This is a genomic window from Marinomonas atlantica, assembly GCF_001639725.1.
In the GTDB taxonomy this organism is placed as follows: domain Bacteria; phylum Pseudomonadota; class Gammaproteobacteria; order Pseudomonadales; family Marinomonadaceae; genus Marinomonas; species Marinomonas atlantica.
In genome coordinates, this window is the sequence record NZ_LTAW01000002.1 from 169,617 (window position 1) to 195,849 (window position 26,233).

A 26,233-nucleotide genomic window follows, 5' to 3' on the forward strand; every position below is an offset into this window, starting at 1 on the left:
TAGGGTCGCCTTTCTATTTATAAAGCATGGATCATTTCTTCAAGTTCTAGTGGGCATTTCTCTTGCACATTAGCAATCATATAATCGATAAAAGCACGCGTTTTAGCTGGAAGGTAATGCCTTGATGAATAATAAATCATAACTTTGATCGGATCTGATTCATAGCCTCGTAATACTCGGCGAAAGCCGCCCTGTTCAAGGCACGCTCCATAGTTGCCAACACCTACTGCCGCGATACCGACCCCTGTTTCTACTGCTGTCATGGCGGCTGACAAGTTGTTAACAATGAGATTGCCCTCGGGCTCCATTTGAATCTGCTCACCGTCTGTTCTGAAGTTCCAGAGTTTCTTCTTACCTGTGGTATTTGAACGATATGCAATGCAGTTGTGTTGCAATAAGTCTTGAGGCGTCGTGGGCTCACCGTATTTAAGAAGGTAGTCACGACTAGCAACCAGTACTGGTTGTAATGAGTAGAACTCCCTTGCTATCAGTGAGCTGTCGTCGTTGCCCAATACACCAATACCTACGTCTGCACCTTCTTTAACCAAATCGCCCATGCGGTCATCAAACTTCAAATCTAATTCAACATCTGGATATTTTTCTAAGAACGCGGGAACTAGGGGTAAGACAAACATTCTTCCAAAGCTATCAGGTAAATTCACTTTTAAGCGACCATGGGGTGACTTTTGCTTGTCGGTACTTAAGCGTATTTGATCTTCTAATTGCTCGATTAAATGGCCAGTACGTTTATAAAGCTCTTGGCCATCTTCGGTTAATGTAAGGGAATGAGTAGAGCGATGAAAAAGTCGTAATTCTAAGTTTTTTTCTAACTGCGAAATAGATTTACTGATCGCAGCAGATGATACGCCGAGTAATCTGGCTGCGCTGGAAAAGCTGCCATTTTTAACAACAGTGTTAAATGTATTTAACTGATTTGGAATCATATTTAGGTCTTCCAATAAAAAATGAAGCGTCAATATACTGAAATCTAAAGGACTCGATAATTGGTTTAGAATTGTACCATTTTTTGTTCTTGTCTATATGTTTTTACGTACACAAAAGAGCAATTAAACGTAATCAGTTAAGGGGTAAATAGCTTATTCTTTAACGTAAATATCTCAATAGTTCGCTCTACAATATGAGTCAAAAACGTACGCGTTAATTTAGAAAAACCGATTTTTCGTGATTGAGGCGTTCTGTGTGAATACTACAGGTGAGCGCAAAAAGACGGTTTACTGAGGAGGCTATGTCTGATTTAGCACTGCTTTTCGGTTACAGTAAGAACATAAGTTTGTAGCACCTTTGATCGATAACGGAGCATAGGATAAGGTAAAACAGTAGAACTATTTAAGGGAGTATTTAAGACACAATGAAAACGATTGGTATGTTAGGTGGTATGAGCTGGGAAAGCACGCAGAGCTATTATCGAGCTCTGAATGAAGGCATCAAGGCGTCTTTGGGTGGACTACATTCTGCGAAGATTGCGTTGTATAGTGTCGATTTTTCTGAAATAGAAGAATGCCAGCGCAATTCTGATTGGCAGCAAGCAGGCTCAATTTTAGCGCAAGCCGCTCGTGGTGTAGAGTCTGCCGGAGCAGACTGCCTTTTAATTTGTACTAACACCATGCACAAAGTGGCGGATCAAGTCGAAGATGCTATTAATATCCCGCTTATCCACATTGCGGATGCAACTGGCGAGGCGTTAGTTCGCGCTGGTATCGAACGTGTTGGTTTGCTTGGTACGGCGTTTACAATGGAGCAAGACTTTTATAAAGGTCGTTTAGCTGAGAAATTTGACTTGGATATACTGGTACCAACGGATAGTGATAGGGCTTTGATACATCGTGTTATCTTCCAAGAGCTATGTTTAGGCATTACGAAAAATGCTGCTAAAGCTGAGTATTTGCGCATTATCCAGACACTAAAAGAGCAAGGCGCTGAAGCTGTTATTCTTGGGTGCACTGAGATTGGTATGTTGGTTGAGCAAAAAGATACCGATGTTCCTTTGTTTGATACGACTGCAATACATGCCCAAGCAGCTGTAACTTTTGCATTAAAGTAAATAGAGCATTAACTTATTGGCTTTCTTTTGACACATTTAATCCTTAGTGACGTGCTAACGTAGTAAGTACTAAACATTACCTAATACTAATCAGAGGGACGAGCTGTGAAAATTTTAGCTTTTGCTGCAACAAATCATAAAGCATCTATCAATAAGCAACTGGTTACTTATGCTGCCAATCTGTTGGCTGAAAACAAAAGCGCTGACGTTGAAGTGCTGGATCTAAATGATTATGAGATGCCAATTTACAGCATCGAACGCCATACAGAAAATGGTATTCATCCACTTGGTCAAAAATTTTTTGATAAAATTGGCGCCGCTGACGTCATTTTAGTGTCATTCGCTGAGCATAATGGTTCATACACGGCTGCCTATAAAAACCTATTTGACTGGGCGTCTCGTATTGATATGGAAGTATATCAAGGTAAACCAACGGTTATCATGTCTACTTCCCCTGGTCCGGGTGGAGCTTCAAGTGTTTTGGCCAGTGCTGAAGGGTCCGCAGAATTCTTTGCAATGGATTTGAAGGGCAGCTTATCTGTACCGTCATTCGAAGAGAATTTTGATACAGAGAAAGGTATTTTAACTAATGAGGAATTAGCATCTAAATTGAAAGGTATCCTTTCTAAATTAGGCTAAAACTTGTTTTAATTATCAAAAAGCGGCTTCGTGTGAGCCGCTTTTTTTATGGATGGAAGGTTATAAGTTCTCTTCAGCAAATTCTGCTAAGCGGCTACGTTCGATACCGTTTACATGCATAATACTGGTGTATTTAAAGGATTTACAGCGTTCAACCAGATACGTTAAGCCTGAGGTCAATGGCGTAATGTATTTGTTATCAATCTGCGCAAGGTTGCCTAGCACGATGATTTTAGAGTTTACACCGACACGAGTGACGATGGACTTAAGTTGGAACTGGGTTAGGCCTTGCGCCTCATCGACAATGATCAGTGCGTTGTTAAACGAGCGACCACGCATAAAGTTCAGTGATTTGAATTGAATATTGGCTTTTTGTTTCACATACTCAATGCTGCTGACGGAGTGCTCATCGCTGCCGTGCAGTATTTCAAGGTTATCGTCAAAAGCGGCCAACCAAGGCGCCATTTTCTCTTCCTCTGTCCCGGGTAGAAAACCGATGTCTTCCGCCAGTGGTGGGGTTGATCGGGCAACGATGATTTTATTAAAGCGTTTCTCCTCCATGGTGACGTGTAGACCATATGCTAGTGCTAAAAGTGTTTTACCAGAGCCTGCAGGCCCCGTCATAATCATCATGTCGCTGTTTTCGTGGCGTAGCAGGTAAAAAGCCATGGCTTGCTCTAGGTTTCGAGGCTCAATCCCCCAGAAGCTCTGGTGCATCAGGCTTTGACGATTTACATCCACCAAATAGATGAATTCTTCATCAATATTGACAACAAAGCCGCTAAATTCTTCATCATCAATAACGAACATGTTTAAGTAAAGTTCGCTTGGAAGCTCTACTTTTCTTATTTTATGAACTGTGTGAGAGCCATGATTTTCAGTTTCTACGTTTGAGATACCGTCCCACAAACGACCCTCGATGTGTACGTAACCTTTATTTAAAAGGTCAACATCGTCTAAAACTTTGTCTTTACGGTAGTCTTCAACACGCTCAAGCCCGGAGCCTTTTGCTTTGATACGCATATTAATGTCTTTAGTGACTAGGCACGCACTGGCACGTGGATTAGTGGCTTGTAAGCTCAGTGCAACGTTGATGATTCGGTTGTCGTTGGCGTGATGATGATTGCCATTTAAGAATGGAACGTTGTCGATGTTGGTAATTTGTTGGTCAGGAAAAATAGCCAGGGTTCCAAAGGTTTTCGCCACTTGCTCTGTTTCGGCGGTATGGATAGGGACGCCGTTTTGTAAATCTTTAGGGGAGGCATCCCCAACTATTTTATCAATGATATTAATCGCTAGGCGTGCTTCTCGGCTTACGTCTTTATCTCTGCGATCCTTGATTTCATCTAACTCTTCCAAGACTGTCATAGGAATGACGACTTTGTGTTCCGCAAAGGCGTAGATGGCCATTGGGTCGTGAAGTAACACGTTGGTATCTAACACATAGATCTTTTCCATAGTACTTCTCTCCTCTACTTAGAGATAAATAATCCTTTAGATACGCTTGTGTAGTATGTGAGGAATACGGCGAAGTGCTGCGTACAATAAACGCGCGGGCAGGGAGGTGTTGTTGAGTCTCTTGGGTCATTAAGTATCACGCTTCCCTTGTGGATGGAGGTATACGTTGCGCATTGTCGTTAACGGCATTCACTAACATCAGACAAGCTTACTTGCTTCTTAACCTTGAGCATATTTTCAGTGTATGACAAAAATGCGACAAGTGGGAAGTATTACAACAAAAAAACTAAGGCTCATAGACAAAAAAAGCCCCTAGTAGCAACACTACTAGGGGCTTTTTAAAATGGCTTTTTCTTAGATGACTATTCGTCTAGGAAGCTGCGTAGATGCTCAGAGCGGCTTGGGTGGCGTAATTTACGCAATGCCTTCGCTTCAATCTGACGAATACGCTCACGTGTTACATCAAACTGCTTGCCCACTTCCTCTAGGGTGTGGTCAGTGTTCATGTCGATACCAAAACGCATGCGCAATACTTTCGCTTCACGTGCCGTCAAACCAGAAAGAACCATCGTTGTCGATTCTTTCAAGCCTTCGCTAGTCGCAGTATCACTTGGTGATACGGCACCATCATCTTCAATGAAGTCACCTAGGTGCGAATCTTCGTCGTCACCAATTGGTGTTTCCATTGAGATTGGCTCTTTTGCAATCTTCAAGACTTTACGGATCTTATCTTCAGGCATGTCCATACGAACAGCCAATTCTTCCGGTGTAGCTTCGCGGCCCATTTCTTGTAGCATTTGACGAGAGATACGGTTTAACTTGTTGATCGTCTCAATCATGTGTACAGGAATACGGATCGTACGGGCTTGGTCTGCGATCGAGCGAGTGATTGCCTGACGAATCCACCATGTCGCGTAGGTAGAGAATTTGTAACCGCGACGGTATTCGAATTTATCAACCGCTTTCATTAGGCCGATATTACCTTCTTGGATAAGATCCAAGAACTGTAGACCACGGTTGGTGTATTTCTTAGCGATCGAGATAACCAGACGTAAGTTAGCTTCAACCATTTCTTTCTTAGCGCGACGTGCACGAGTTTCACCGATCGAAATACGACGATTAATCTCTTTTAGCTCTGTGATCGTTAAGCCAGTATCTTTCTCGATGCCACGTAGTTTACGTTGGCAACGCATAAACTCAGCTTCGTTTTCACGCAGGCCTTCAGAGTAGGCTACATCTGCTTCGATGCGCTCTTGAATCCAAGTCGGGTTCGTTTCGTTGTTCGGGAAGCGCTTCAAGAACTCGGTACGAGGCATGTTTGCTTTACGTACACAAAGTTGCATGATTAGACGTTCTTGCTCACGCAGTTTACTCATACGTGAACGAACACGATCAATTAGCTCATCAAACAGTTTTGGTGCAAGTTTGATTGGCGCAAACATGATGCTTAGTGTTTCTTGCTTAGCCATCACATCTGGGTTTTTACGATCGTAGCTGTGTTGTTCAAGCAGTGCTTGCAGTTCACGATGAGTACGGCGAATCTCTCCAAAACGTAAAGCTGTTTCCTCTGGATCAGGACCGCTTTCAGTTTCGCTATCATCATCGTCGTCACTTTCTTCGTCGTCGCTGTCATCAGCGTCGTCTTCAGTCGCTTCTACAACAGGCTCTTCTAGCTCTTCAAATACTGGCTCTTCGCCATCACCATCAATAAAGCCACTAAAGATATCGCTTAAGCGACCTTCTTCTTCAAGTACTCGATCGTAGGTGTTGATCAATACATCGACAGCGCCTGGATAGTAAGACAACGCTGCCATTACTTCACGCGTGCCTTCTTCGATTCGCTTAGCGATAGCGATCTCGCCGGCACGAGTAAGCAGTTCTACAGTACCCATTTCACGCATGTACATACGTACAGGATCGGTGGTGCGGGTTACATCACCTTCTACAGCAGCAAGTGCTGCAGCAGCTTCTTCAGCTGCGTCGTCATCGGTTGAGTCGCCTTCTTCCATAAGAAGGCTTTCTTTATCAGGCGCGTATTCAGAAACCACGATGCCCATGTCATTAATCATGGCAATGATTTCTTCAACCTGCTCTGGATCAGAAAGGTCATCAGGTAGATGGTCATTAACTTCCGCAAAAGTTAAGTAACCTTGTTCTTTACCTTTGGCGATCAGCTCTTTAAGACGTGACTGTTGAGTGTCTGGCATTCGACAACCTATCGTTTAGAAATTCGTTTGGGAGATTAGCAAGCCGCGTATTATAACAAAATCTTCCGATTTTATCCAGATATTCTCGATTACATTGGGCAATAATTAGTCAAAATTTAGACTTCTTTTTGCGTAACTGTTCCATCAATGCGCGTAGTTCTTGCTGTGCTTCAGGGTTGTTAATGGCGTCATTGCCACGACTTTTCAACCGTTGGATACTAGAATTTAAACCAAGTGCATCAGATTGTTCTGCAACCATGTCTAAAACTTCTTGTTTAGCGTTGGTGAGCTGCTGCTTTGTGGTGGCATCAGGGTGGTTTAGCAGGGCATAAACAGTGTTCAATAAATCTTGATTGCGCTCTTGATATAAAAAATGCCCAGTATTGTTGTTTGGGTGTTTAGCAAAATAGCGCCACACTCGGCTAAATGCTTGTCGTTCAGGGGTATCGCCCGTCAACAAGGGGTCTGGCACTTCGATCTCATGAGCGATAGCAGGATGCATCAATATGCAAAGTGTGGCATGAGCAATACGCCCTAAGCGTGGTTGTTGCGACATTGGCGCAAACTGCTCGCGGTCATTATTGTTCTGCCACTTACCTTTACCTTGCCATTTTCCTTGCTTGGATTGGCCCTTTCCTTTGAACGTTTTACTCCCACTGACCCCTTTGGGGCTGTAGTGTGGAATAGGTGCTTCGTCAGGATAAGGGGTGTAATCATCCTCGGGATAATCCATTGGCGCATAGCCATCATCGTATCCGTAAGGGTCGTATTGGCTGCTACTTGTGGGGGCTTGCGCATCACTATTTTGTGACGAGTATTCTTGATGTCTTGGGATTGGCGCATTAGCCGTTAACGTATCTGAACTTAAACCAGATTGCTCAGACAGCTGCTTGACCAGTAAAGACCTTAAGGTGCTTTCGACTGGAATGCTCTGGATCAGCGCCATCGCGTTTTGTGTAAATTGAGCCTCACCTTCTTCATCTGCCAGCGTAACTAAGGATCGAGCATGTTCAAACAGTACGTGGGCAAGGGATGATGAGTCTTCTAAGAGCGTTATAAAGCCATCTGAGCCTTCTTTGCGAACAAGAGAGTCTGGGTCTTCGCCTTCAGGTAAGAATAAAAAACGTACCTGTTTGCCATCTTGAATCACCGGCAAGGTAGCTTCTAGGCCGCGAATGGCGGCTGAGCGCCCCGCTTTGTCACCGTCAAAACACAGAGTGACTTTATCAACCAATTTGAACAGCTTTCTAAAATGTTGACTGTTGACCGATGTACCTAGGGTCGCAACTGCATTGGTGATGCCGTATTGAGCCAGTACAATGACATCCATATAGCCTTCGACCACAATAATATGGTCTAGCGTTTGAGTGTTTTGTTTGGCTTCGTAAAGGCCGTATAGTTCTTGGTTTTTATGGAAAACAGGTGTTTCAGGTGAATTTAGATACTTGGGTTTCTCGTCGCCAAAAGCACGTCCACCAAAGGCAATTACGCGTCCGCGGTTATCGCGAATCGGGAACATGATTCGATCACGGAAACGGTCATAATAGTGTCCGGATTGTTCTTTTTTCTCGATTAGCATGCCGCCGTGTAGCAGCTGTTCTTCGTGTTCAGCACGATGGTTGCCAATCGATTTTAGTAGATTATCCCACCCAGGTGGTGCATAACCAATGCCATACACTTTCGCAATTTGTCCGGTGAGACCGCGTTCTTTAGCAAGGTAGTCACGGGCTTTTTCCTTGGTAGGGTGTTTCACCAGTTGTTCTTGGAAAAAGGTAGCACTTTCGCTTAAACGCTTTAGCAGCTCTGCATTTTGCTCATAACGATCTGGTGCACCCTGATCTCTTGGGACTTCAAGTCCCGCGTCTTTCGCTAACACTTCAATTGCGTCAACAAAATCTAAATGATCATGCTCCATAACAAACGAAATCGCATTACCGCCTGCACCGCAGCCGAAGCAATAATAAAACTGTTTGTTAGGGTTAAGGCTAAAGGAGGGAGACTTTTCGTTATGAAAAGGGCACAGCGCTGAGAAATTTTGCCCGGTTTTTCTCAAGGTTATGCGGGACGCAACAACATCAGTGATGTCTGTGCGAGCCAGTAGCTCATCAATAAATTGATCTGGAATACGTCCCGACATAGTGTTGTATTAGCCTAAAAGCGCTTTAACTTGCTTGCTCACAACAGACATGTCACCACGACCTTGTACCTGTGGCTTAACGATGGCCATTACTGCGCCCATTTGCTGCATGCTGGTAGCGCCTGTTTCAGCAATCGCTTGTTTAACGATTTCGGTCACTTCTTCGTCGCTCAATGGCTGAGGTAGGAACTCGGCAATGATGTCCATTTCTTTCTTTTCAATCTCGGCAAGATCTGCGCGGTCGCCATCGGTAAATTGTTGGAAAGAGTCTTTGCGCTGTTTAACCATTTTATCAAGAATTGCCAGTACGCGATCGTCTTCAACTTCGATACGCTCATCCACTTCAACACGTTTGATTTCAGCTTGGATGGTACGGATTACGGTAACGCGCTCTTTTTCTTTAGCGCGCATAGAAGCTTTTAGAGTATCGGAGATCTGTTTTCTCAATTCTGACATGGGGGTCTTCCTCTGGAATGGTTAAATCAGGTTATTGAAACAAAAAAAATCGGCTAGTTGTAGAACTAGCCGATTTAGTATCGTAAAGCTTTTCGACTCTACTGCAATGCGTTAGTTGCTAAACTGCAACTCGCAATTGCCTAGTACATGCGTTGGAATTTCTTCTGCTCGCGAGATACTTTCTTAGCGTGACGCTTAACAGCAGCTGCTGCTGCGCGCTTACGTAGAGTTGTTGGCTTCTCGTAGCATTCGCGACGACGAACTTCAGCAAGAACACCTGCTTTTTCACAAGAGCGCTTGAAGCGACGTAGAGCGATGTCAAATGGTTCGTTATCTTTAACTTTAACTTGTGGCATATCTAATTACCTATAAAAGAGTTTAATTCGTTTAGTAAACACAAAACGGCGCGAATCATACCGATTTTTCTTCATAAAATAAATTGGTATGAGCCCTAATGTGTGGCTTATACAGTGTGTCCCATCATGTAGGGGACAATAATAAAAAATCACCTGCCTTTTAATTAAACGATTAAATCGGGCGGTAGTGTATGCGATCTAATCGAATATGTCCAATGCTTTCATCAATGTGACTGCTAAGTGGATCAAGATTGGGTACAATGGCGGCATTAACACTTGTGTAGGAATACCATGATAGTTTTAGGTTTAGAAACATCTTGTGATGAGACCGGTATTGCCATTTATGACACCGATAAAGGCCTACTGACCCATAAAATTTACACTCAGATTGCTCAGCATGCTGAGTATGGTGGCGTTGTGCCGGAGCTGGCCTCTCGTGATCATGTGCGTAAAACGCTGCCTTTGATTGATGAGGTGCTTGAGGATGCCAAATTAACGAAGTCGGATCTTGATGCTGTTGCTTATACATCTGGGCCAGGTTTAGTGGGCGCTTTAATGGCAGGTGCAACAATCGGTCACTCGATGGCGTATGCTCTAGGGATCCCTGCGTTGGGTGTGCATCACATGGAAGGCCATTTGTTAGCGCCAATGCTAGAAGAAAAGCAGCCTAAAATGCCTTTTGTTGCATTGCTGGTCTCTGGTGGGCATACACAGCTTGTTCGTGTGGATTCGATTGGTGAATACAAACTTCTAGGTCAGTCTTTAGATGATGCCGCCGGCGAAGCATTCGACAAAGCGGCGAAAATGATTGGTTTGCCTTACCCTGGTGGCCCCTACATTGCCAAGCTTGCACAGCAAGGTAATCCAAACTCGGGTATTAAATTCCCGCGTCCGATGACAGATAGACCTGGATTAGATTTCAGTTTTAGCGGCCTTAAAACCGCGTTTTTAACCGCGGTGCACGATGCATTGGACCGTGAAGCGTTTAATGATCAGTTTCAAGCAGACATTGCGTTAGCGTTTGAGCAGGCCGTGGTCGACACTTTGGTTATTAAGTGTCGTCGTGCCTTGGAGCAAGAGGGCTTAAATCAGTTGATCATTGCGGGCGGTGTGAGTGCAAACAAGCGTTTGCAAACACAGCTGGAAACGCAATTGGAGAAAATTAATGCCGGCGTATTCTATGCGCGCCCAGAGTTTTGTACTGATAATGGGGCAATGATTGCTTACGCTGGGGCTCAGCGTTTGTTAGCGGGCCAAAGATCTCCCCTTAATCTTTCTATTCGTGCCCGTTGGCCATTGGCCGATTTGCCAGACATTACTGAGGCAGTGTAACCATGCAAGACATCGTATTTATTGAAGGCCTTCACACTAAAGCCGTGATTGGTGTTTACGAGTGGGAAAAAGTTATTTGGCAAGACTTGGTGTTTGACATTGAGATGGAGCACGATAACCGTGTGCCAGCTGCAAACGATGATATTCATAAAACGCTAGACTATGAAGCAATCTCAAACGCCATTACTAGCTTTTGTAAAGAGCATCAATTCGAATTGATTGAAACGTTAGCGGAGCGCCTTTGTGCGGTATTGATTGAGCGTTTTGGTTTGACATCAATCACAATGACATTGCGTAAGCCCGGTGCAGTGCCATCAGCTCGAGCGGTTGGTGTCAAAATTCGCCGTAGCGCCTAATCGGCTAACGCCTCTCTGAGGTTTTCTGCTTTGAGCAACAGCGGGTTAACCAGCGTTTCAAGTGCTTCAACTCGCGTTTGCTTTAAAGCTTGTCCCAACTCCGCACCACTAAAACCTTGTTTAATCAAAACTTGGGCATTGATTTTGGCGATGTTCGAACGCAATTCTAACCAATAAGCAGCATCCGTTTGAGTTAAATGAGCTAGAACTTGTGCCAGCTTTTCAAAGGGTTGCGGCTTTTTGACGGCCGACACACTTGCGAGCCATGACTCCCAAGTGCTCGCCGACAAAGGCAATGCATTGGCTTCAATAAAAGCTCGAGCTTGTTGGCTGTACCAACAAAATTGATTGGGTGCACGTAAATGTGCGTTCAGCTCTGACAACGCAATAATAGGCGTATCGGCCGTAATTAAGCTCCAGCGGCTGTGTTTATCCCATTGTGTTGACAGTGTTTGTGTGTGGTACACCATGCCAGGGAAGAGATCGTTTAAAGCACCCACTTCTTTTAATACATCGAAATAGACGTGAGCGTGAGGGCTGTTTAAAGCGTTTTCAGTTTCGCGCCAGACGCGTTCTGGCGTTAAGCTGCTAAGCTCACCTGAATCCGCAATGGCCTTCATTAAGGCTTTGGTTTCTGCAGCAATCTGAAAGTCAAACTCAGCGAAACGTGCCATAAATCGAGCCACTCGCAGGACCCTTAGGGGGTCTTCAATGAACGCGTCAGAGACATGGCGCAGTGTGCGCTTGGCAATGTCGTGTTGACCGTTGAAGGGGTCAATTAAAGTGCCATCATCGCTTTTAGCGATGGCATTGATGGTCAAATCTCGACGCTCCAAGTCTTCTTCTAAGCGAATGTCTGGTGCAAAGTCACAGACAAAACCTGTGTAGCCAATACCTTGCTTACGCTCTTTGCGCGCGAGCGCGTACTCTTCTTTCGTATCTGGGTGTAGAAAGACAGGGAACTGTTTACCCACTTGCTGATAGCCTTGAGTTAGCATTTGTTCTGGCTTTGCGCCTGTCACAACCCAATCTTTATCTTTTACAGGTAGGCCTAATAACTCATCGCGAACGGCGCCGCCTACTAGGTAAACAGTATGCAACATGAGTTAGCCCTGCTCACACTGTTCGGGATACATGGCACTCCACTGACTAAAGCCGCCATTTAGTGAGTAGACTTCACCAAAACCTTGGCTGGCAAGAAATTCAGCTGCACCTTTACTGCTGTTGCCATGGTAGCAGCATACGATAACAGGCATGTCTTTATTCGTGCTGGCGATAAATGCTTGAACATTATCATTGTTAAGGCTAATCGCTGTGTTCATATGGCTCGCTTCAAAACTTGCTGTATCGCGAATATCTACAACAATAGCGTCATTTTCAAGAAGGGGTAGGGCGTCGTTGATATCAATACAAGAATATGTGCTCATGGTTCTCTCAGGCTAATTTACAAGGAGTGCTGAAGCGTTGGTTGTCTTCCAGTCGCAGTGCCGTTAACGCACCACCCCAGACACAGCCTGTATCTAATGCATAGATGTTTGATGCATTAGTGATACCTTCCAGGGCTGCCCAGTGTCCAAATACTACGCGCGTCTCGCTAGGGAGTTTGCTAGGTAATTGAAACCAAGGTAAATAGTCCTTTTGAGCGGTGCTTGGACCTTCTTTAGACTTTAGGTCAAGCTTGCTGTCAGCACGGCAAAAACGCATTCGGGTTAGATAGTTTGTGATGGCTCTTAAACGATCCATACCGATTAAATCTTCTGACCATACGTTTGGCTTATTACCATACATGACCTGAAGGAAATCCTCTAGTTGCTCGGAACGCAGCATGCTTTCGACTTCATTGCTTAAGCGCAGCGTGTCTTGAATATCCCAGCAAGGAGGTACGCCCGCATGTGTCATGATGACATTAAAGTGCTCATCGTAATGACACAGCGGCTGCTGTCTTAGCCATGCCATAAGCTCGTCGCGGTCACTGGCTTGTAGAATATTCACCAAGGTATCACCACGTTTTAGGGTGGCAAAGCCATGTGCAACGGCCAATAAATGCAAATCATGGTTGCCCAAAACAACTTTGGCTTTTTCCCCTAGAGAACTTACAAAACGTAGGGTCTCTAGGCATTCTTTACCGCGATTAATTAAATCGCCTGCGAACCAAAGGTGATCGACTTCAGGATTATATTGAATCTGTTCAAGCAGCTTTAGCAGTGGCGTAAAACACCCTTGTAAGTCACCGATGACGTAGGTAGACATATCAAACCTTAATGTACTTGATTGGGTACCGCTAAAGTAAAAGGCGAGATCGGTGCGTCAAATTCCGTGCCGTCATCGCTTAGAAAACGATAGCTGCCATGCATCACACCAACCACAGTATCCAGTACCGTACCACTGCTGTAATCATAAGACTCACCTGGCGCTAGGTAAGGGTATTCACCAATAACGCCAGCGCCTTTTACTTCCTGTACTTTTTCATTGCCATTGGTAATGACCCAATGGCGAGACAATAACTTTGCCGCTTCAGTACCGCAGTTGGTTATTGTGATGTGATAAGCGAACACAAAACGATCATCTTCGGAAACTGACTGCTCAGGTAAAAATTCCGTACGAACGGTAACGACGATATCGTGCTCCGACTGCATGGTTAGTCCTTTTGACATACTAAGTTGGCGATGTTGACGAAGTCTTCCACATCTAAACGTTCAGGACGCAAACTTGGATCAATACCAAGTGCATCGAAGTCAGCGTCATTCAATACGCCTTTGTAGTTGTTACGCAGTGTTTTACGACGTTGATGGAAGCCAATACGTACCGTATCTTCAAGTGTCTTAAGGTCTTGTGCAACAAATGGTCGAGTCTTGTGAGGGGTCATACGTACAATCGCTGAGTCCACTTTTGGCGGTGGATCAAACGATTCAGGGCCCACAATAAACAGAGACTCAACCTGACAGTAATATTGTGCCATAACACTCAAACGGCCGTAGAGGCTGTCGCCAGGACGTGCGGCTAAACGAACGACCACTTCTTTTTGCAGCATAAAGTGCATGTCGTCGATTTTCTCAGCGTAGCTAAGTAGGTGGAAAATCAACGGTGTCGAGATGTTATAGGGTAGGTTACCGACTACTCGAATGTTGCCTTCGGTGGCGAGCGTTGAAAAATCGAATTTCATCGCGTCGGCTTCGTGTACGGTTAAATCTGGATAGCGGAATAAGTTAACTCGTAGAATCGGGATTAAGTCACGGTCAAGCTCCACCACATCCATGCGTTTAGTGGCACTGATGATGCCCTCTGTGAGCGCACCTTTACCGGGACCGATTTCGACGATACGTTGTCCTTCTTTCGGCGCGATACAGGCAACAATGCGACGAATAATGCCGGCATCATGAAGGAAGTTTTGACCAAAGCGTTTACGCGCTTTGTGGGGCTGTGGTTTGCTCATTTAAGTACTTTCTTGGGCGTTGGTTGCCATGGTAATGGCATGTTCAATGGCAACTTTTAAGCTGCCATCACTTGCTTGTCCGGTTCCCGCTAGATCGAGAGCCGTGCCGTGATCAACGGACGTTCGAATGATTGGTAGGCCAAGGGTGATGTTTACCGCATTGCCAAATCCAGAGTACTTTAACACAGGTAACCCCTGATCGTGATACATGGCCAACACGCAGTCAGCCTGATCTAGGTATTTTGTCTGGAACAAAGTATCTGCTGGAAGCGGGCCTATGAGGTTTATCCCTTCTTGGCGTAAGCTTTCCAAGGCCGGTATGATGATATCGATCTCTTCGTGCCCTAAGTGCCCATCCTCCCCTGCATGAGGATTCAACCCACAGACTAAAATACGCGGATTGTCGCAGCCAAAGCGGGTTCTTAGATCGTGGTGCAAGGCGCGGGTTACCGTTTTGATCGTTTCTGGCGTGATGGCTGCAGGGATGTCTTTTAGCGGCAAGTGCGTGGTGACTAATGCCACTCGCATGGCTTGACTTGCCAACATCATAACGACTTGAGGGCTGCTGCATAACTCTTGGAAAAATTCCGTGTGACCGGAGAAATGTACGCCAGTCTCGCACAAAACGCCTTTGTGAACTGGTGGCGTAACCACCGCGTCAAAGTCGCCGTCAATGCAGCCTTGGCCAGTGATGCGCAGGGTTTCGAGTACATACGGCGCATTAGCAACGTCTAGTGCGCCTGCAGTTACGGAATTTGCCAATGGGGTACGCAATACTTGTAGTGTACCTGCTTGGTGTTCTGTTAGGTCGTTAAGATTATCACGAACGATAACCTCAATGTTTAAGCCTAACTCTGTCGCACGGCTGCGAAAAAGGTCGGGATCACCGACGATTACTAACTGCGCAGCAAATTCATCTTGCAGCGCAGACAGAATGATATCAGGACCAATGCCAGCGGGTTCACCTGAAGTGATCGCGATACGTGGACTCACGGTGTTTACTCCCTTAAGAATCACTTTTACGGTCAATGAACGCATCAGCACGAAGCTCAGATAACCAGTTATCCAACACAAAGCTTTGTTTCTGAGCCATGATTGCTCGTTCTGCGTTACGACGTTTTACTTGGTCGCTAATATCGTTTTGACGACGGCCATCCACTTCAAGAATATGCCAGCCGAATTGAGATAAAAACGGTTTGCTGATGCTGCCCACAGGGGTTTTGTTCATCATCTCTTCAAATTCAGGCACCATGGTTGCAGGTGTTACCCAGCCCAAGTCACCGCCTTGAAGGGTTGAACCTTGGTCTTCACTGTACTCACGCGCCAAGTCAGCAAAGTTAGCGCCTTGCTCTAAACGAGTGTGAAGTTGTTCAGCCAATTCGCGCGTTTGCTTATTATTACGGATTTCGTTTGGACGTAATAACAAGTGGCTGACTTTTGTCTCTTGCTGAACAGCGACATCTTGTGAACGCTTTTCAATCACCCACAATAAATGAAAGCCTGCATTACTTTGCAGTGGGCCGACTAAGGTGCCTTCTTCTTGTGAACTAACCGCTTGAGTGAATAAGCGCGGTAGCTCATTCGCTTTACGCCAGCCTAGGTCGCCACCTTCGATCGCAAATTGGCCCTGGGAGTTGGCAATAGCCTGATTAATAAAATCTTGCTCTGAACCAATTTGATCCGCAATCGCTTCAACTTGCGCTCGTGCTTCCGCGACATCTGATGCACGAACAACAATGTGACGTAAATGGAATTCTGCTTGATTTTGGCCGTTTGCTTGTTGATTTAGAAGGAAGTCTTCAATCTCCTGTTCAGTGACAGAAATACGAGACTGAGTGACTTGTTGACGCGCCTTGCTGATCAAGACTTCATTTTCAATTTGTTGGCGATAGCGTTTGTAATCCACGCCTTGATTCGCCAGTAGTTGTCTTAGGCCATTGATATCTGTGTTGAAATTGGACGCTACACTCATTATTGCTTGATCAACTTCTGAGGTGCTTGCTCGAATACCTTGCTTGCGTGCGTAATTTACTTGCAGAGCTTCTTCAATCAGCTGGTTAACGATTTGACGGTGAATGGTGTCAGTTAGCCTGCCGCCAGGCACTCGGTCTTTGACCACTTGGAAACGGGCATCGACATCACTCTCCAAAATTGGACGAGCATCAACGACTGCTGCTAAACCGTCAATTTTCACAGGTTCCGCAATAACAGGCGCGGCTGTCCACGCTGCGGATGTTACTAACAGTGAGCAAATAAACTTCTTATACATCATTAATATCCGACCTTGCCTTGGTTCCAGTAGTCGTCTGCGATAGTGTCGATATCCGAATTGGTTCGCCCCACATCACTTAAACTACGTAAAATAAATTGTAGGAAAATACCTTCGTCAAACTGCCCGTCATTATCACGCCAGCGTTGGTAGCTAAACGATGTCTTGATACAGCAATTTTCATAACCAAATCCTTCCACCTGAGCGGTCTGCTCTTTGTCTATCCAATCATAGGATTGTTGATGGAAGAAATGCCAGTTTTCATTAATCGGGATGATAGTGCCAAAACTCGATTGTTTCGTCATGTCGGCTTCGTTGTCATCATAAAGGTATGAGAAACTAAGATTAAAGACAAAGCCATTGTTTGGCTTGTATTTCAAAGCAGTTTGCGCAAGATCTACACGATCTTCATCAAAATCATAGTTAAAATGATTTGCCAGTGTGAAATTATCGCCGTTGTAAGCGGCTGTGGTTAGCACTGGGCTATGATGGCTGCTGTCAACAATGTTTCCTGTGTCACCATCAATGCCGACTTTGCGATCACGTAAATAAAATACCTGCCCACCTTGGAATGTCCAACGGTTTACGTTGTTGCCATTGTAAAGACGGCTTTCTATACCCAGTGAGACTTGCTCTGTATCCCCGATTCGATCGTTACCGCTGAAGCGACGATGAGAAAAGGCTTGCCCGTAAGTCATTTCCATTTCATTCGCGTCAAAGTCTGGAATGTCAGACTGATTTTCATACGGTGCGTATAAGTAATTGACCCTCGGCTCTAATGTTTGACGCCAATCTGTATTGAAGCGACGGTCGAATACAACACTGGTGTCTAAATAATAAGACAGGTGGTTGACGCTAGTATCTTTGTCTTGATTGGTATCGTAATTATGCAAGCTGTAGTCACGGTATTGGTGTAACACGCCGGCTGTTGCTTGGCCCCAAGCATTACCTGTACTGATATTGATATCTTGGTTTAAGACCATACGTTTGCCATCAGAGCCTTCTTTATCCGGCTCATAGAAGTCAGTAAATTCAACATCTGGACGGTAGCTGTAGCGAGTATCTGCGTAGCGATAAGAGGCGCTCAAACGAGGTAACCATTCCAATGGTTTATCTTCTGTTGGATCGGGTGTCTGGAAGCGTCGAACTTGAACATTCGAGCTAAAGTTTCCCAGATTATAGCGAGCATAGCCTCGGCGCTCGTAGTTGTCTTCTTCTTGAATGCTGGTGTTGTTAACGTCCGGTTCCACGTTTTCTGTGGGGTTATCTTCTAGGTAAGCACCAATACCAAAGCTTTGAGTGAATTGTTGGTCACTGGTGAATTTACGCAGAGTACCTTCATTGCCATGGTTATCGTAAAAAGAAGATTGTTCAAACTGGGTTTTGCCGTATTCACTTAGATGACGCAGTTCTATATCGAAGCCTTGGCCGCTGTCGTCTTTGTCATTGCTATCCTCAGAGACGATTGGAATCACCAAATTAGGTGTGATGGTCGCATCGTAATTGGGGGCAAGATTCAAATAGTAGGGCGTTGACAAGGTTAGCTGTTTGCCACTAAAGCCAAAGCTGGGAAACAAAAAGCCTGTTTGACGACGTTGATCCAATGGGAAGCGCAGCCAAGGGAAGTAGAAAATAGGCACATCGTAAACGCGAATTTGAACATGCTTGGCGGTACCGAACCCCCTGTCAGTGTCAAGCTCAATGCTAGAACCATACAGTTGCCAACTTTCTTCACCGGGTTCACAGGTCGTGTAAAAGCCTTCTTTAATAAAAATCAGGCCTTCTTTGTTTCGTGCGATTTGCCCCGCTTCCCCTCTTAAGCGGCTATCATGCGCAAGGAAACGAGCATTATCAAATTGTGCACTCTGATTACCTTCTGCGGTACTGATAAAAGCGTTGTCACTTCTGATAACTTGGCCTTTAGAGCGTAACGCAACATTGCCTTGGGCTTGGTAATAATCTCCCGGTACGCCTTTAATGGTATCGGCATCCAATTCTGATAGGGGCTGCCGCAATGTGGCGGCACCTTCCATATACAGAGTGCCTTGCTCATCGCGATAGATCAGATCCGCGAGCAAGTGTGTATTGTCACCATCGACCACCTGCCAGCTATCGACGTAAGCACCACGGCAATATTGGCCAAGTGTTGCCTGTTGTGATTCGCTTAGTGATTCGCGAGGTACCCAGTCCCATTCATTTGCCTCAGCCATAGGCAAGATGAAAAGACTTTGAAATAATAGTGCGTAGTAACGTAAATGCTTTGGCATGCGGAGTATACTAAATCTCATTTGCGTGCTGGCGCGAATATAAGGCGCTGCACTTGTGTCGGTCCATATTGGCGACAAATAATAATCTATGCGCCCCCTAAGGGGCTACCGATTCGGAGAAATACTTTATGTGGAAATGGATTGGATCGATCGTCGGCCTATTGTTTGGCGGTTTTTTTGGCCTAGTTGGTGGTTTTTTTATCGGTATGTTCATTGACCGAGTGAAAGGAGCGGGTTCAGGATACCGTCGCACGGGGGCTTCTTTGCTGGAACAGCAGCAAGTATTTTTCCAGACGTTGTTTCAAATGATGGGGCGATTGGCGAAGTCCGATGGTCGTGTTTCAGAGGAAGAAATCCAACTGGCTAAAGCGGTGATGCAGCGTTTACGCTTGTCGCCAGAAGCGCAGCGCCAAGCACAAGAGCTGTTTAATCAGGGTAAATCGGAAAACTTTGACGATGATGCTGTGTTAAACCGCTTTAGCCAAGTGGTTGGTGGTGGCATGTTACGTCGCTCTTTGATTGAGGTGTTATTGTTGTCTGCGTATGCCGATGGTCACTTCTCTTTAGAGGAAAAATCTTTAATTGAGAAAATCTGTATCAAATTGGGAATGTCTGAGACGGAATACAACAGTATTCATGAACAGATTAAGCGTCAGTCTCACTTTCACCAAGGCTATCAACGTCAAGGTCAGTCAGGTGAGTCTTCTCCAGGTTTACTTAAAGCTGCCTATGATGTGTTAGACGTCAATGAAAGTATGACTGACGACGAGATCAAAAAAGCCTACCGCAAGTTGATGAGTCAAAACCACCCAGATAAATTGAGTGCGAAAGGGTTACCTGACGAAATGATAGAGCTTGCTAAAGAGCGCACCCAAGAAATCCAGTCAGCTTATGAAATGATCAAGAAATCTCGTAAGTAATCTGGTCGAGCCCAATCAATCGATTGGGCTCTCATAGAACAAGTCTTTATCAAATTCAGGCAGTTCTTTTCTTTGACTCTGCTGGTTCGTGTTCTGCTTCAAAAATCCCCAAACACGCTGTACCAAGCGTTTGTTTCCTGCTGGATCATAACGAGCATCAGGTAATGCATCGATTTGAGTATAGGCGACAGAGCGATTGGTGCGTTTGTTAGCAGCCGTTTGGCGGTAGATGGCAAAGCGTTTTACTAGCGTATTTCGGTTGAAATAATAATCTAGCACCGGTAAACGCAGACGCTCTATATTTTGAGCCAGATCGTATTCGCTCACAGGTAACGATGTTCGCGGCTCAATGAGAATCAGAGCCTGATTGGTAGTCCCTTTTTCTGCGGTGTAGCGTAAAGCATATGCAGCTCCAGTTCGGTAACCAAGGTAAGTAACTTGGCTATAGCCCTTATCTTGAGTTAATGCTACGGCTGCATCTATACGTGCGAATACGGTTGCCTCATTTGGTAACTCTAATGCATCGTTTGCTTGATTATTTTGGGTGGCCTCAGGCTGAATTTGAACAGGCGTTGCGCGATTACGAATGTCGGGGATTTCTATGGCTAACGTGCACCAGCTGTGCTGAGTGAGCTTTTCTCTGAGCGGCGAAACGACTTGAGGCCAATCAGGGTGGCCATGATCGCCATGTAAAATGATCACACAACCTTGTGGATCACCCGTTTCGGACTCCCTAAAAAGCCCTAAGAACTCTTGGCCTTCAGCTGTTAGCGTCTCAACTTCATGAGCGTGGTTTTCACTGAGGCGATTGACCAGTCCTGCGATACGAGTTTGTTGTGGTGTCGGCATGACCCGTGGCGCATCACTCTGTATTACAGAAGGCGCTCCCGCAGGTGCATCTGGAGACGTTTCGTTTTCTTCCCCCTCAGCCCATAACAAAGCAGGGCTGAGCAATAAAAGCCAAGTGGCCAGCGTTATTTTCTTCATTGTATTCAATACTTATGCAATCGGCCTTGTTAGAATATTGCGCAAACAACATTCTGTCACTGCCGGAGAGAAATATGAAAGACTTTCTAATTGCGCCGTCTATTTTATCAGCTGACTTCGCTCGTTTAGGAGAAGAAGTAGATAACGTATTGGAAGCGGGTGCTGATATCGTTCACTTTGATGTCATGGATAACCACTATGTACCCAACTTAACGATTGGTCCAATGGTATGTAAAGCATTACGAAATCATGGTGTGACAGCCGATATCGATGTCCATTTAATGGTGAAGCCTGTTGATCGTTTGATTGGTGACTTTATTGAAGCCGGTGCCAGCTACATTACGTTTCATCCACAAGGCAGTGAACATATCGATCGCTCATTACAAATGATTCGCGAAGGAGGTTGTAAGTCTGGTCTTGTATTTAACCCTGCGACACCGCTTGATGGCCTGAAATATGTTATGGACAAGGTAGATATGATTCTACTAATGTCGGTTAACCCAGGCTTCGGTGGCCAGAAATTTATCCCTTCAACGTTAGACAAATTGCGTGAAGCACGTCGTTTGATTGATGAAAGCGGTTACGACATTCGCCTTGAAGTAGATGGTGGTGTGAGCGAAAAAAATATTGCAGAAATAGCTGCAGCGGGTGCTGATACCTTTGTGGCGGGCTCGGCTATCTTTAATAAACCCGACTATAAAGCCGTGATCGATCAAATGCGTGCCGAGTTAGCTGGTGTTAAGTAATGAGAACTCCGAGACATTTTAAAACCCTGTTTGATGGTTGGCCTGAGCTGGTGTGTTTGGATCTTGATGGTACCTTGGTCGACAGTGTGCCAGACATCTCCGCGGCAATAGACAAGAGCTTAGTGACACTTGGTGCGACGCCCGCTGGAGAAGAACGCGTGCGTGGTTGGGTAGGGTATGGCTCCGCTAAACTGGTGCAGCAAGCCATGGAATGGGCTGGGTTGGGAGAGGATCGCTATGAAGAAGGTTATGAAGTTTTCTTAAAAGAATACTTCAATAATCTTGCTGAAGCGTCAAAGCTTTACGCAAATGTAGAATCTTTGCTTAAAGCGTTTAAATATCAAAAAGTGCCAATTGCGTTAGTGACGAATAAGCCAAGTCTGTTTATTAAGCCGTTATTGGATCATTTTGGTATTTCAACCTACTTTAGTTGGATGCTGGGCGGTGATTCCTTAAGCGAGAAAAAACCCTCGCCGATGCCATTGCAGCATTGCATGGAAGATATCGAAGCCTTGCCTGAAAAGTGTTTAATGATTGGCGACTCGTTAGCAGATTATCGTGCAGCGAAGGCCGCAGGTTTTAAAGTGGCGCTGGTAACATACGGCTATAATCACGGCGTTGATTTGACGGAGCTTGAAGCCGACGCCTTGATCGATGATTTAGCGGAATTATTGATGTAAAAACTGGCCTTAGAAGCGACCTACATCAGAAAATGGTAATGTTTGTGCGGATTTAGGCATGAAGTTGCCATTTTTTTTGCTTAAAATCCCTGCGCCTTGTTGTGGAATGGACGGTATGTTGAAGCATTTTGCTTATCGAGCGGTAGCGTTAGCACGCATGGGCCTGTTGGCCATGTTGTTGTTAACCTTTGGTCCGTTAGTGGGTCAGCTGAATGCCGATCCCCATTCTTCCTCGCTATCGCCAAGTTGGGTTTGTGGCGATGACGTACAAACGTCTAGCATGGGGCATCATGGCGCTGACCACGAGCACATGTGGTACGAGCAGTGTGAATACTGTTCATTAGTACAACACTTTCCTTTTTTAAGTCATCACATCCCGCAGTATGCGTCGGTTACCCTGCCTGCGTTGTCCGGAGAAGTTGCCTCTATTCGCAGCGCTCATGTCTCCGATGCGCTGTTTTTGCATGCCCCTAATCGCGCCCCGCCGCCTCTAAACAGTTAATTCAACTCCCTACTTTTATTAAACTGATTTAGAGAACTCAAGAATGATGAATCATCAAACTTGTGGACAAACACGTCCACAGAACAGCACGCGTCTATTTACTCTAGCGCCTTTAGCAATGGCACTACTGTTGGCTAATCAGGCAACGGCCCAAGAAACACGGCTATTAAATAATGCCATTGTGGTCTCGGCCCCAGAACTTACGGCACCGTCCACGACCCGTGTCCAGTTAAGCGAAACGCCTGTTCTGCAATCTGCTACGGATGGCGCGACAGTTTTGACGCAAATTCCAGGCTTTTCTGCAGTAGGAAATGGTGGTACGAATGGTGATCCGACTTTTCGTGGCATGTTTGGCTCGCGTCTAGCCATTTTGACCAATGGTGCGCAAATGGCAGGTGCTTGTCCGAACCGCATGGATAATCCAAGCGCCTATATTAACCCTTACACCTATGATGAAGTGACCATTGTAAAGGGCCCACAAGCCGTACTATGGGGACCGGGGAGTTCTGCTGCAACCGTTCGCTTTGATCGTGAGACGGAAGACTTCTCTGAAAAAAGTCAGCGATTTGAGGCTCGTGCACTGGTTGGCTCGAATGGTCGTTTAGACCGCTTTTTTGAAGGCGCAGTTGGTAATGAAAAAGGTTATTTACGTCTTGGTGCTAATGCGTCGGAGTCCGACGATTATGAGGATGGCGACGGCAAAGTAGTGCCAACCGAATGGGATAAGTGGAATACCAATGCTGCCATAGGCTGGACGCCTGATGAAGACACACTACTAGAGTTGGAAGTAAGTCGTGGCGATGGCGAATCGAAATATGCTGGCCGCTCCATGGATGGCACCAAGTTCCTGCGGGAAACAGCAGCATTACGTTTTGAGAAGCGCAATCTAGGCAGTAACTGGAGCAAATTAGAAGCTCAGTATAATTATGGCTATGCCGATCATATTATGGATAACTTTACCTTGCGAAATCCAGCACCGATGAGTGGTATGGGGGGAATGAGCATGGGTGGTATGCCGATGGCAATGGAATTAGATCGTCGTACAAGAAGTGGTCGTGTGGCTTCTACTTGGGATTGGCGTGACTACTCTTTGGTTGTCGGTATTGATGCTAAGCAAGAAGAACATCGTCGCGGTATTAATACCGCCAATACCCTGGTGGACTACAGCAGCTATCAAGCGGGGTTGTTCTCAGAGCTAACGTGGTTTGCGAATGATACGCAGCAATGGGTTACTGGATTGCGCGTTGATCATGTGACAGCAACAGATGAATTAATGTCAACAGCAACGGCTGGCCAAGAGCGTAGCGAAGATTTAATCAGTGGTTTCATTCGTCTAGAAAGTGATCTTAAAACGTTACCTGCGAGTACCTATATTGGTCTTGGCTATGTGGAACGCTTCCCAGATTACTGGGAAATGAAGCCAAGCAATGGCAGCTTGTCAGGCGATGTCAACGCGTTTGCAGGCGTTCAACCAGAGCAGACAACGCAATTAGATCTAGGTATAAACTATCAGCAAGACGCAATGACTTGGTGGGCATCTGCTTATGCGGGGATAGTTGACGATTACGCCATCTTTGATTATTCGGGTATGACGCAAGTAGGTAATGTTGATGGGTATATTGCAGGGGCTGAAACAGGTGCTCGTTACCAATTGACCAACAACTGGAGTACGAATGCATCTTTGGCTTATGCGTGGGGCAGAAACCGTACAGACGGTGAGCCGTTGCCACAGATTGCACCGTTGGAAACCAAACTAGGCATTACCTACGATGAGCAAGACTGGACCATTAATTCTGTGTTGCGTTTAGTTGCGAAACAAGACCGTATTGCCAAAGATAAAGGCAATGTTGTGGGGTATGATTTTGCTGAATCGACAGGGTTTACCACCATCGATCTTAATGGTGAGTACCGCTTTAATGACGTCGTGACCTTGAGTGCAGGCATTGATAATCTTTTCGATCGTAAGTACACCGAACACTTGAATAAAGCTGGTAGCTCTGCGTTCGGTTACCCTGCGGATACATCATTTAATGAGCCTGGACGTACCGTATGGGCGAGTGTTGCGGCTAAGTTCTAAGGGTTGTGAGGTTTAGGAGCACTTAAACGAGAAAGGGGCATCAGTGATGCCCCTTTTTGATACGTTAAGAATTTGATGATGGGACTAGGCGTCCCCATCGCCATCAACTTCGCCAACCTTAGCAGATCGAGCTTGGCTGGTGGCGGCTTTACCACCTTTGCCTTTAGTGCTTGTTTCTGTTGATTGAGAGCTACTTTGAGACTCAGCTGCTTGCTCGTTTGCTTCCACCTCGTCAGCGACTTCGTTTTCATTAAATAAATGCAAAGTACGAGTCGGGAAGGCCACTTCGGCATCATGATTTTCAATGATTTTCATCGCTTGAAATAATACATCCTGTTTCACATCATGGAACTTGGCCCAATTCGTGGTTTTTGTATAGGCGTAGATGAAGAAGTCGAGTGAAGACGGACCAAATTGATTGAAATTGACCATGTAAATTTGATCACTATCAATTTCATCATGATTACCGACCATTTCTTTAATTTCAGCAACAATGTCGTGCAGTTTACTAAAATCAACGTAGCGGACCCCCACGGTTTCGTTGATTCGGCGATGTGACATACGTGATGGGTTTTCTACAGAAATAGTTGAGAACGTCGCATTGGGTACATACAGAGGACGCATGTCGAATGTACGTATGCGCGTTTGTCGCCAGCCAATGTTCTCGACGGTACCTTCAATGTTCTGGTCTGGTGAGCGAATCCAATCGCCAACTGAAAAAGGCCTGTCTAAGTGAACCACTAAACCGCCAAATAAGTTAGCAAGTAAATCACGCGCTGCAAAACCAACAGCGATACCACCAAAACCACCAAAAGCCAAAACACCAGAGACACTAAAGCCCAGTGTTTGTAATATCACGAGCGCCGCTGTGATAAAAACGGCCGCACGCAAAAGCTTACTAATAGCGTTTGCGGTGGTGTAATCAACAGGTTTTTTGGTCGCATGCCCTGTTGTCAGTGCGCGTTCGACTCCTTTTACACAGCGTAATAGGAACCAAGAAAAAATTGCGATAACACCCACTTCTCGAACTTTAAGGACAATCTCAGTAATGTTCTCATCAAAGTTTGCGTCTGGAATTTCAACGGCAATACTGAAACCGATTAGCCAAATTAAAAGGCGCATCGGTAGCCGAGCTGACTCGACTACCATGTTGTCCCAAGGGTTACGTGTTTGCTTTAGTTTATCATCGAGACGAAGTAGCAATTTATTGATGACAAAATTTATCACCAGTGTCGCAAGTACAATGATGAAGATTTTTACGATCCAGTGCATAGGCTCATCGCCAAGACCTAGATACGGTTGAATCTCTTCCCAAGTCCAGTTCATTTAAGGTCCTTATGTGCTGTTCT

General features: G+C 45.4%; 25 protein-coding genes. 9 read left to right on the top strand and 16 right to left on the bottom strand.

All coding sequences use genetic code 11. The features are described from left to right. Positions 1 to 17: 17 nt before the first annotated feature. Positions 18 to 944 carry a LysR family transcriptional regulator gene (locus AYW75_RS03465; RefSeq protein WP_067032139.1) on the bottom strand — a complete coding sequence of 309 codons (927 nt, stop codon included), beginning with the start codon at positions 942 to 944 and terminating at the stop codon, positions 18 to 20. Between the two features lie 425 nt (positions 945 to 1,369). On the opposite strand from AYW75_RS03465, the gene AYW75_RS03470 reads away from it, so the two are divergent. Both AYW75_RS03470 and AYW75_RS03475 read left to right on the top strand, forming a co-directional pair. Next, positions 1,370 to 2,062, top strand: a complete 693-nt coding sequence (locus AYW75_RS03470) for an aspartate/glutamate racemase family protein (RefSeq protein ID WP_067095435.1) — start codon at positions 1,370 to 1,372, stop codon at positions 2,060 to 2,062. Positions 2,063 to 2,167: 105 nt separating this feature from the next. After that, the gene (locus AYW75_RS03475) at positions 2,168 to 2,701 is read left to right on the top strand and encodes an NADPH-dependent FMN reductase (RefSeq protein ID WP_067095438.1); all 534 of its coding nucleotides are present in this window, start codon (positions 2,168 to 2,170) and stop codon (positions 2,699 to 2,701) included. A 60-nt stretch (positions 2,702 to 2,761) separates the two neighbouring features. Here the strand turns inward: AYW75_RS03475 and AYW75_RS03480 are convergent, their stop codons facing one another. From AYW75_RS03480 to rpsU, 5 genes are all read right to left on the bottom strand, one after another. Further along, on the bottom strand, positions 2,762 to 4,159 hold the full coding sequence (locus AYW75_RS03480; protein ID WP_067095441.1) for a PhoH family protein: 1,398 nt from the start codon (positions 4,157 to 4,159) through the stop codon (positions 2,762 to 2,764). Between the two features lie 362 nt (positions 4,160 to 4,521). Further along, a complete protein-coding gene (gene rpoD, locus AYW75_RS03485; RefSeq protein WP_067095444.1) occupies positions 4,522 to 6,366 on the bottom strand; it encodes an RNA polymerase sigma factor RpoD in 1,845 nt (614 codons plus the stop codon). A gap of 109 nt (positions 6,367 to 6,475) precedes the next feature. Continuing rightward, the gene (dnaG, locus tag AYW75_RS03490) at positions 6,476 to 8,503 is read right to left on the bottom strand and encodes a DNA primase (RefSeq protein WP_067095446.1); all 2,028 of its coding nucleotides are present in this window, start codon (positions 8,501 to 8,503) and stop codon (positions 6,476 to 6,478) included. Positions 8,504 to 8,512: 9 nt separating this feature from the next. Further along, positions 8,513 to 8,959: a GatB/YqeY domain-containing protein gene (locus AYW75_RS03495; protein ID WP_067032114.1), complete on the bottom strand. Its 447-nt coding sequence runs from the start codon at positions 8,957 to 8,959 to the stop codon at positions 8,513 to 8,515. 140 nt (positions 8,960 to 9,099) lie between these two features. Then, positions 9,100 to 9,315 carry a 30S ribosomal protein S21 gene (gene rpsU, locus AYW75_RS03500; RefSeq protein ID WP_067032111.1) on the bottom strand — a complete coding sequence of 72 codons (216 nt, stop codon included), beginning with the start codon at positions 9,313 to 9,315 and terminating at the stop codon, positions 9,100 to 9,102. Between the two features lie 291 nt (positions 9,316 to 9,606). On the opposite strand from rpsU, the gene tsaD reads away from it, so the two are divergent. Next, positions 9,607 to 10,647, top strand: coding sequence for a tRNA (adenosine(37)-N6)-threonylcarbamoyltransferase complex transferase subunit TsaD (gene tsaD / locus AYW75_RS03505; protein ID WP_067095449.1), 1,041 nt, complete (start codon positions 9,607 to 9,609; stop codon positions 10,645 to 10,647). A gap of 2 nt (positions 10,648 to 10,649) precedes the next feature. Then, positions 10,650 to 11,003, top strand: a complete 354-nt coding sequence (gene folB / locus AYW75_RS03510; RefSeq protein WP_067095451.1) for a dihydroneopterin aldolase — start codon at positions 10,650 to 10,652, stop codon at positions 11,001 to 11,003. Here the strand turns inward: folB and AYW75_RS19100 are convergent. Genes AYW75_RS19100 through AYW75_RS03550 form a run of 8 tightly spaced genes read right to left on the bottom strand, consistent with a single transcriptional unit; the run spans position 11,000 to position 18,972 of the window. Then, on the bottom strand, positions 11,000 to 12,106 hold the full coding sequence (locus tag AYW75_RS19100) for a tRNA nucleotidyltransferase (RefSeq protein WP_067095454.1): 1,107 nt from the start codon (positions 12,104 to 12,106) through the stop codon (positions 11,000 to 11,002). The genes folB and AYW75_RS19100 overlap by 4 nt on opposite strands. A gap of 3 nt (positions 12,107 to 12,109) precedes the next feature. Further along, positions 12,110 to 12,430 carry a thiosulfate sulfurtransferase GlpE gene (gene glpE, locus AYW75_RS03520; protein ID WP_067095457.1) on the bottom strand — a complete coding sequence of 107 codons (321 nt, stop codon included), beginning with the start codon at positions 12,428 to 12,430 and terminating at the stop codon, positions 12,110 to 12,112. A gap of 7 nt (positions 12,431 to 12,437) precedes the next feature. Further along, positions 12,438 to 13,253, bottom strand: a complete 816-nt coding sequence (locus AYW75_RS03525) for a symmetrical bis(5'-nucleosyl)-tetraphosphatase (protein ID WP_067095459.1) — start codon at positions 13,251 to 13,253, stop codon at positions 12,438 to 12,440. A gap of 8 nt (positions 13,254 to 13,261) precedes the next feature. Next, positions 13,262 to 13,639 carry a Co2+/Mg2+ efflux protein ApaG gene (apaG, locus tag AYW75_RS03530; RefSeq protein ID WP_067032093.1) on the bottom strand — a complete coding sequence of 126 codons (378 nt, stop codon included), beginning with the start codon at positions 13,637 to 13,639 and terminating at the stop codon, positions 13,262 to 13,264. A 2-nt stretch (positions 13,640 to 13,641) separates the two neighbouring features. Further along, a complete protein-coding gene (gene rsmA, locus AYW75_RS03535) occupies positions 13,642 to 14,436 on the bottom strand; it encodes a 16S rRNA (adenine(1518)-N(6)/adenine(1519)-N(6))-dimethyltransferase RsmA (protein ID WP_067095465.1) in 795 nt (264 codons plus the stop codon). Continuing rightward, positions 14,437 to 15,474, bottom strand: coding sequence for a 4-hydroxythreonine-4-phosphate dehydrogenase PdxA (pdxA, locus tag AYW75_RS03540; RefSeq protein ID WP_067095468.1), 1,038 nt, complete (start codon positions 15,472 to 15,474; stop codon positions 14,437 to 14,439). It abuts the gene before it with no gap. Beyond that, on the bottom strand, positions 15,443 to 16,708 hold the full coding sequence (locus AYW75_RS03545) for a peptidylprolyl isomerase (RefSeq protein WP_067095471.1): 1,266 nt from the start codon (positions 16,706 to 16,708) through the stop codon (positions 15,443 to 15,445). Before AYW75_RS03545 ends, pdxA begins: the two co-directional genes overlap by 32 nt. Continuing rightward, positions 16,708 to 18,972, bottom strand: a complete 2,265-nt coding sequence (locus AYW75_RS03550; RefSeq protein WP_067095474.1) for an LPS-assembly protein LptD — start codon at positions 18,970 to 18,972, stop codon at positions 16,708 to 16,710. The genes AYW75_RS03545 and AYW75_RS03550 overlap by 1 nt, the downstream gene beginning before the upstream one ends. A gap of 128 nt (positions 18,973 to 19,100) precedes the next feature. Here AYW75_RS03550 and djlA point away from each other — a divergent pair, with 128 nt between their 5' ends. Then, entirely contained in the window at positions 19,101 to 19,892 is a 792-nt protein-coding gene (djlA, locus tag AYW75_RS03555; protein ID WP_067095476.1) for a co-chaperone DjlA, read from the top strand. A 15-nt stretch (positions 19,893 to 19,907) separates the two neighbouring features. Here djlA and AYW75_RS03560 read toward each other — a convergent pair whose 3' ends face one another. Next, positions 19,908 to 20,879, bottom strand: coding sequence for a DUF3530 family protein (locus tag AYW75_RS03560; RefSeq protein WP_067095479.1), 972 nt, complete (start codon positions 20,877 to 20,879; stop codon positions 19,908 to 19,910). 74 nt (positions 20,880 to 20,953) lie between these two features. Here AYW75_RS03560 and rpe point away from each other — a divergent pair, with 74 nt between their 5' ends. From rpe to AYW75_RS03580, 4 genes are read left to right on the top strand one after another with little or no spacing between them, the layout of a single operon-like run. After that, positions 20,954 to 21,625 (top strand): ribulose-phosphate 3-epimerase, encoded by a 672-nt coding sequence (gene rpe / locus AYW75_RS03565; RefSeq protein ID WP_067095482.1) that lies wholly within the window; start codon positions 20,954 to 20,956, stop codon positions 21,623 to 21,625. Further along, positions 21,625 to 22,305, top strand: coding sequence for a phosphoglycolate phosphatase (locus AYW75_RS03570; protein ID WP_067095485.1), 681 nt, complete (start codon positions 21,625 to 21,627; stop codon positions 22,303 to 22,305). Before rpe ends, AYW75_RS03570 begins: the two co-directional genes overlap by 1 nt. 58 nt (positions 22,306 to 22,363) lie before the next feature. Then, on the top strand, positions 22,364 to 22,807 hold the full coding sequence (locus AYW75_RS03575; protein ID WP_067095488.1) for a DUF2946 domain-containing protein: 444 nt from the start codon (positions 22,364 to 22,366) through the stop codon (positions 22,805 to 22,807). A gap of 43 nt (positions 22,808 to 22,850) precedes the next feature. Then, the gene (locus AYW75_RS03580) at positions 22,851 to 24,884 is read left to right on the top strand and encodes a TonB-dependent copper receptor (RefSeq protein ID WP_067095492.1); all 2,034 of its coding nucleotides are present in this window, start codon (positions 22,851 to 22,853) and stop codon (positions 24,882 to 24,884) included. 84 nt (positions 24,885 to 24,968) lie between these two features. Here AYW75_RS03580 and AYW75_RS03585 read toward each other — a convergent pair whose 3' ends face one another. Next, positions 24,969 to 26,210, bottom strand: a complete 1,242-nt coding sequence (locus tag AYW75_RS03585; RefSeq protein WP_067095494.1) for a mechanosensitive ion channel family protein — start codon at positions 26,208 to 26,210, stop codon at positions 24,969 to 24,971. Between the last annotated feature and the right edge of the window lie 23 nt (positions 26,211 to 26,233).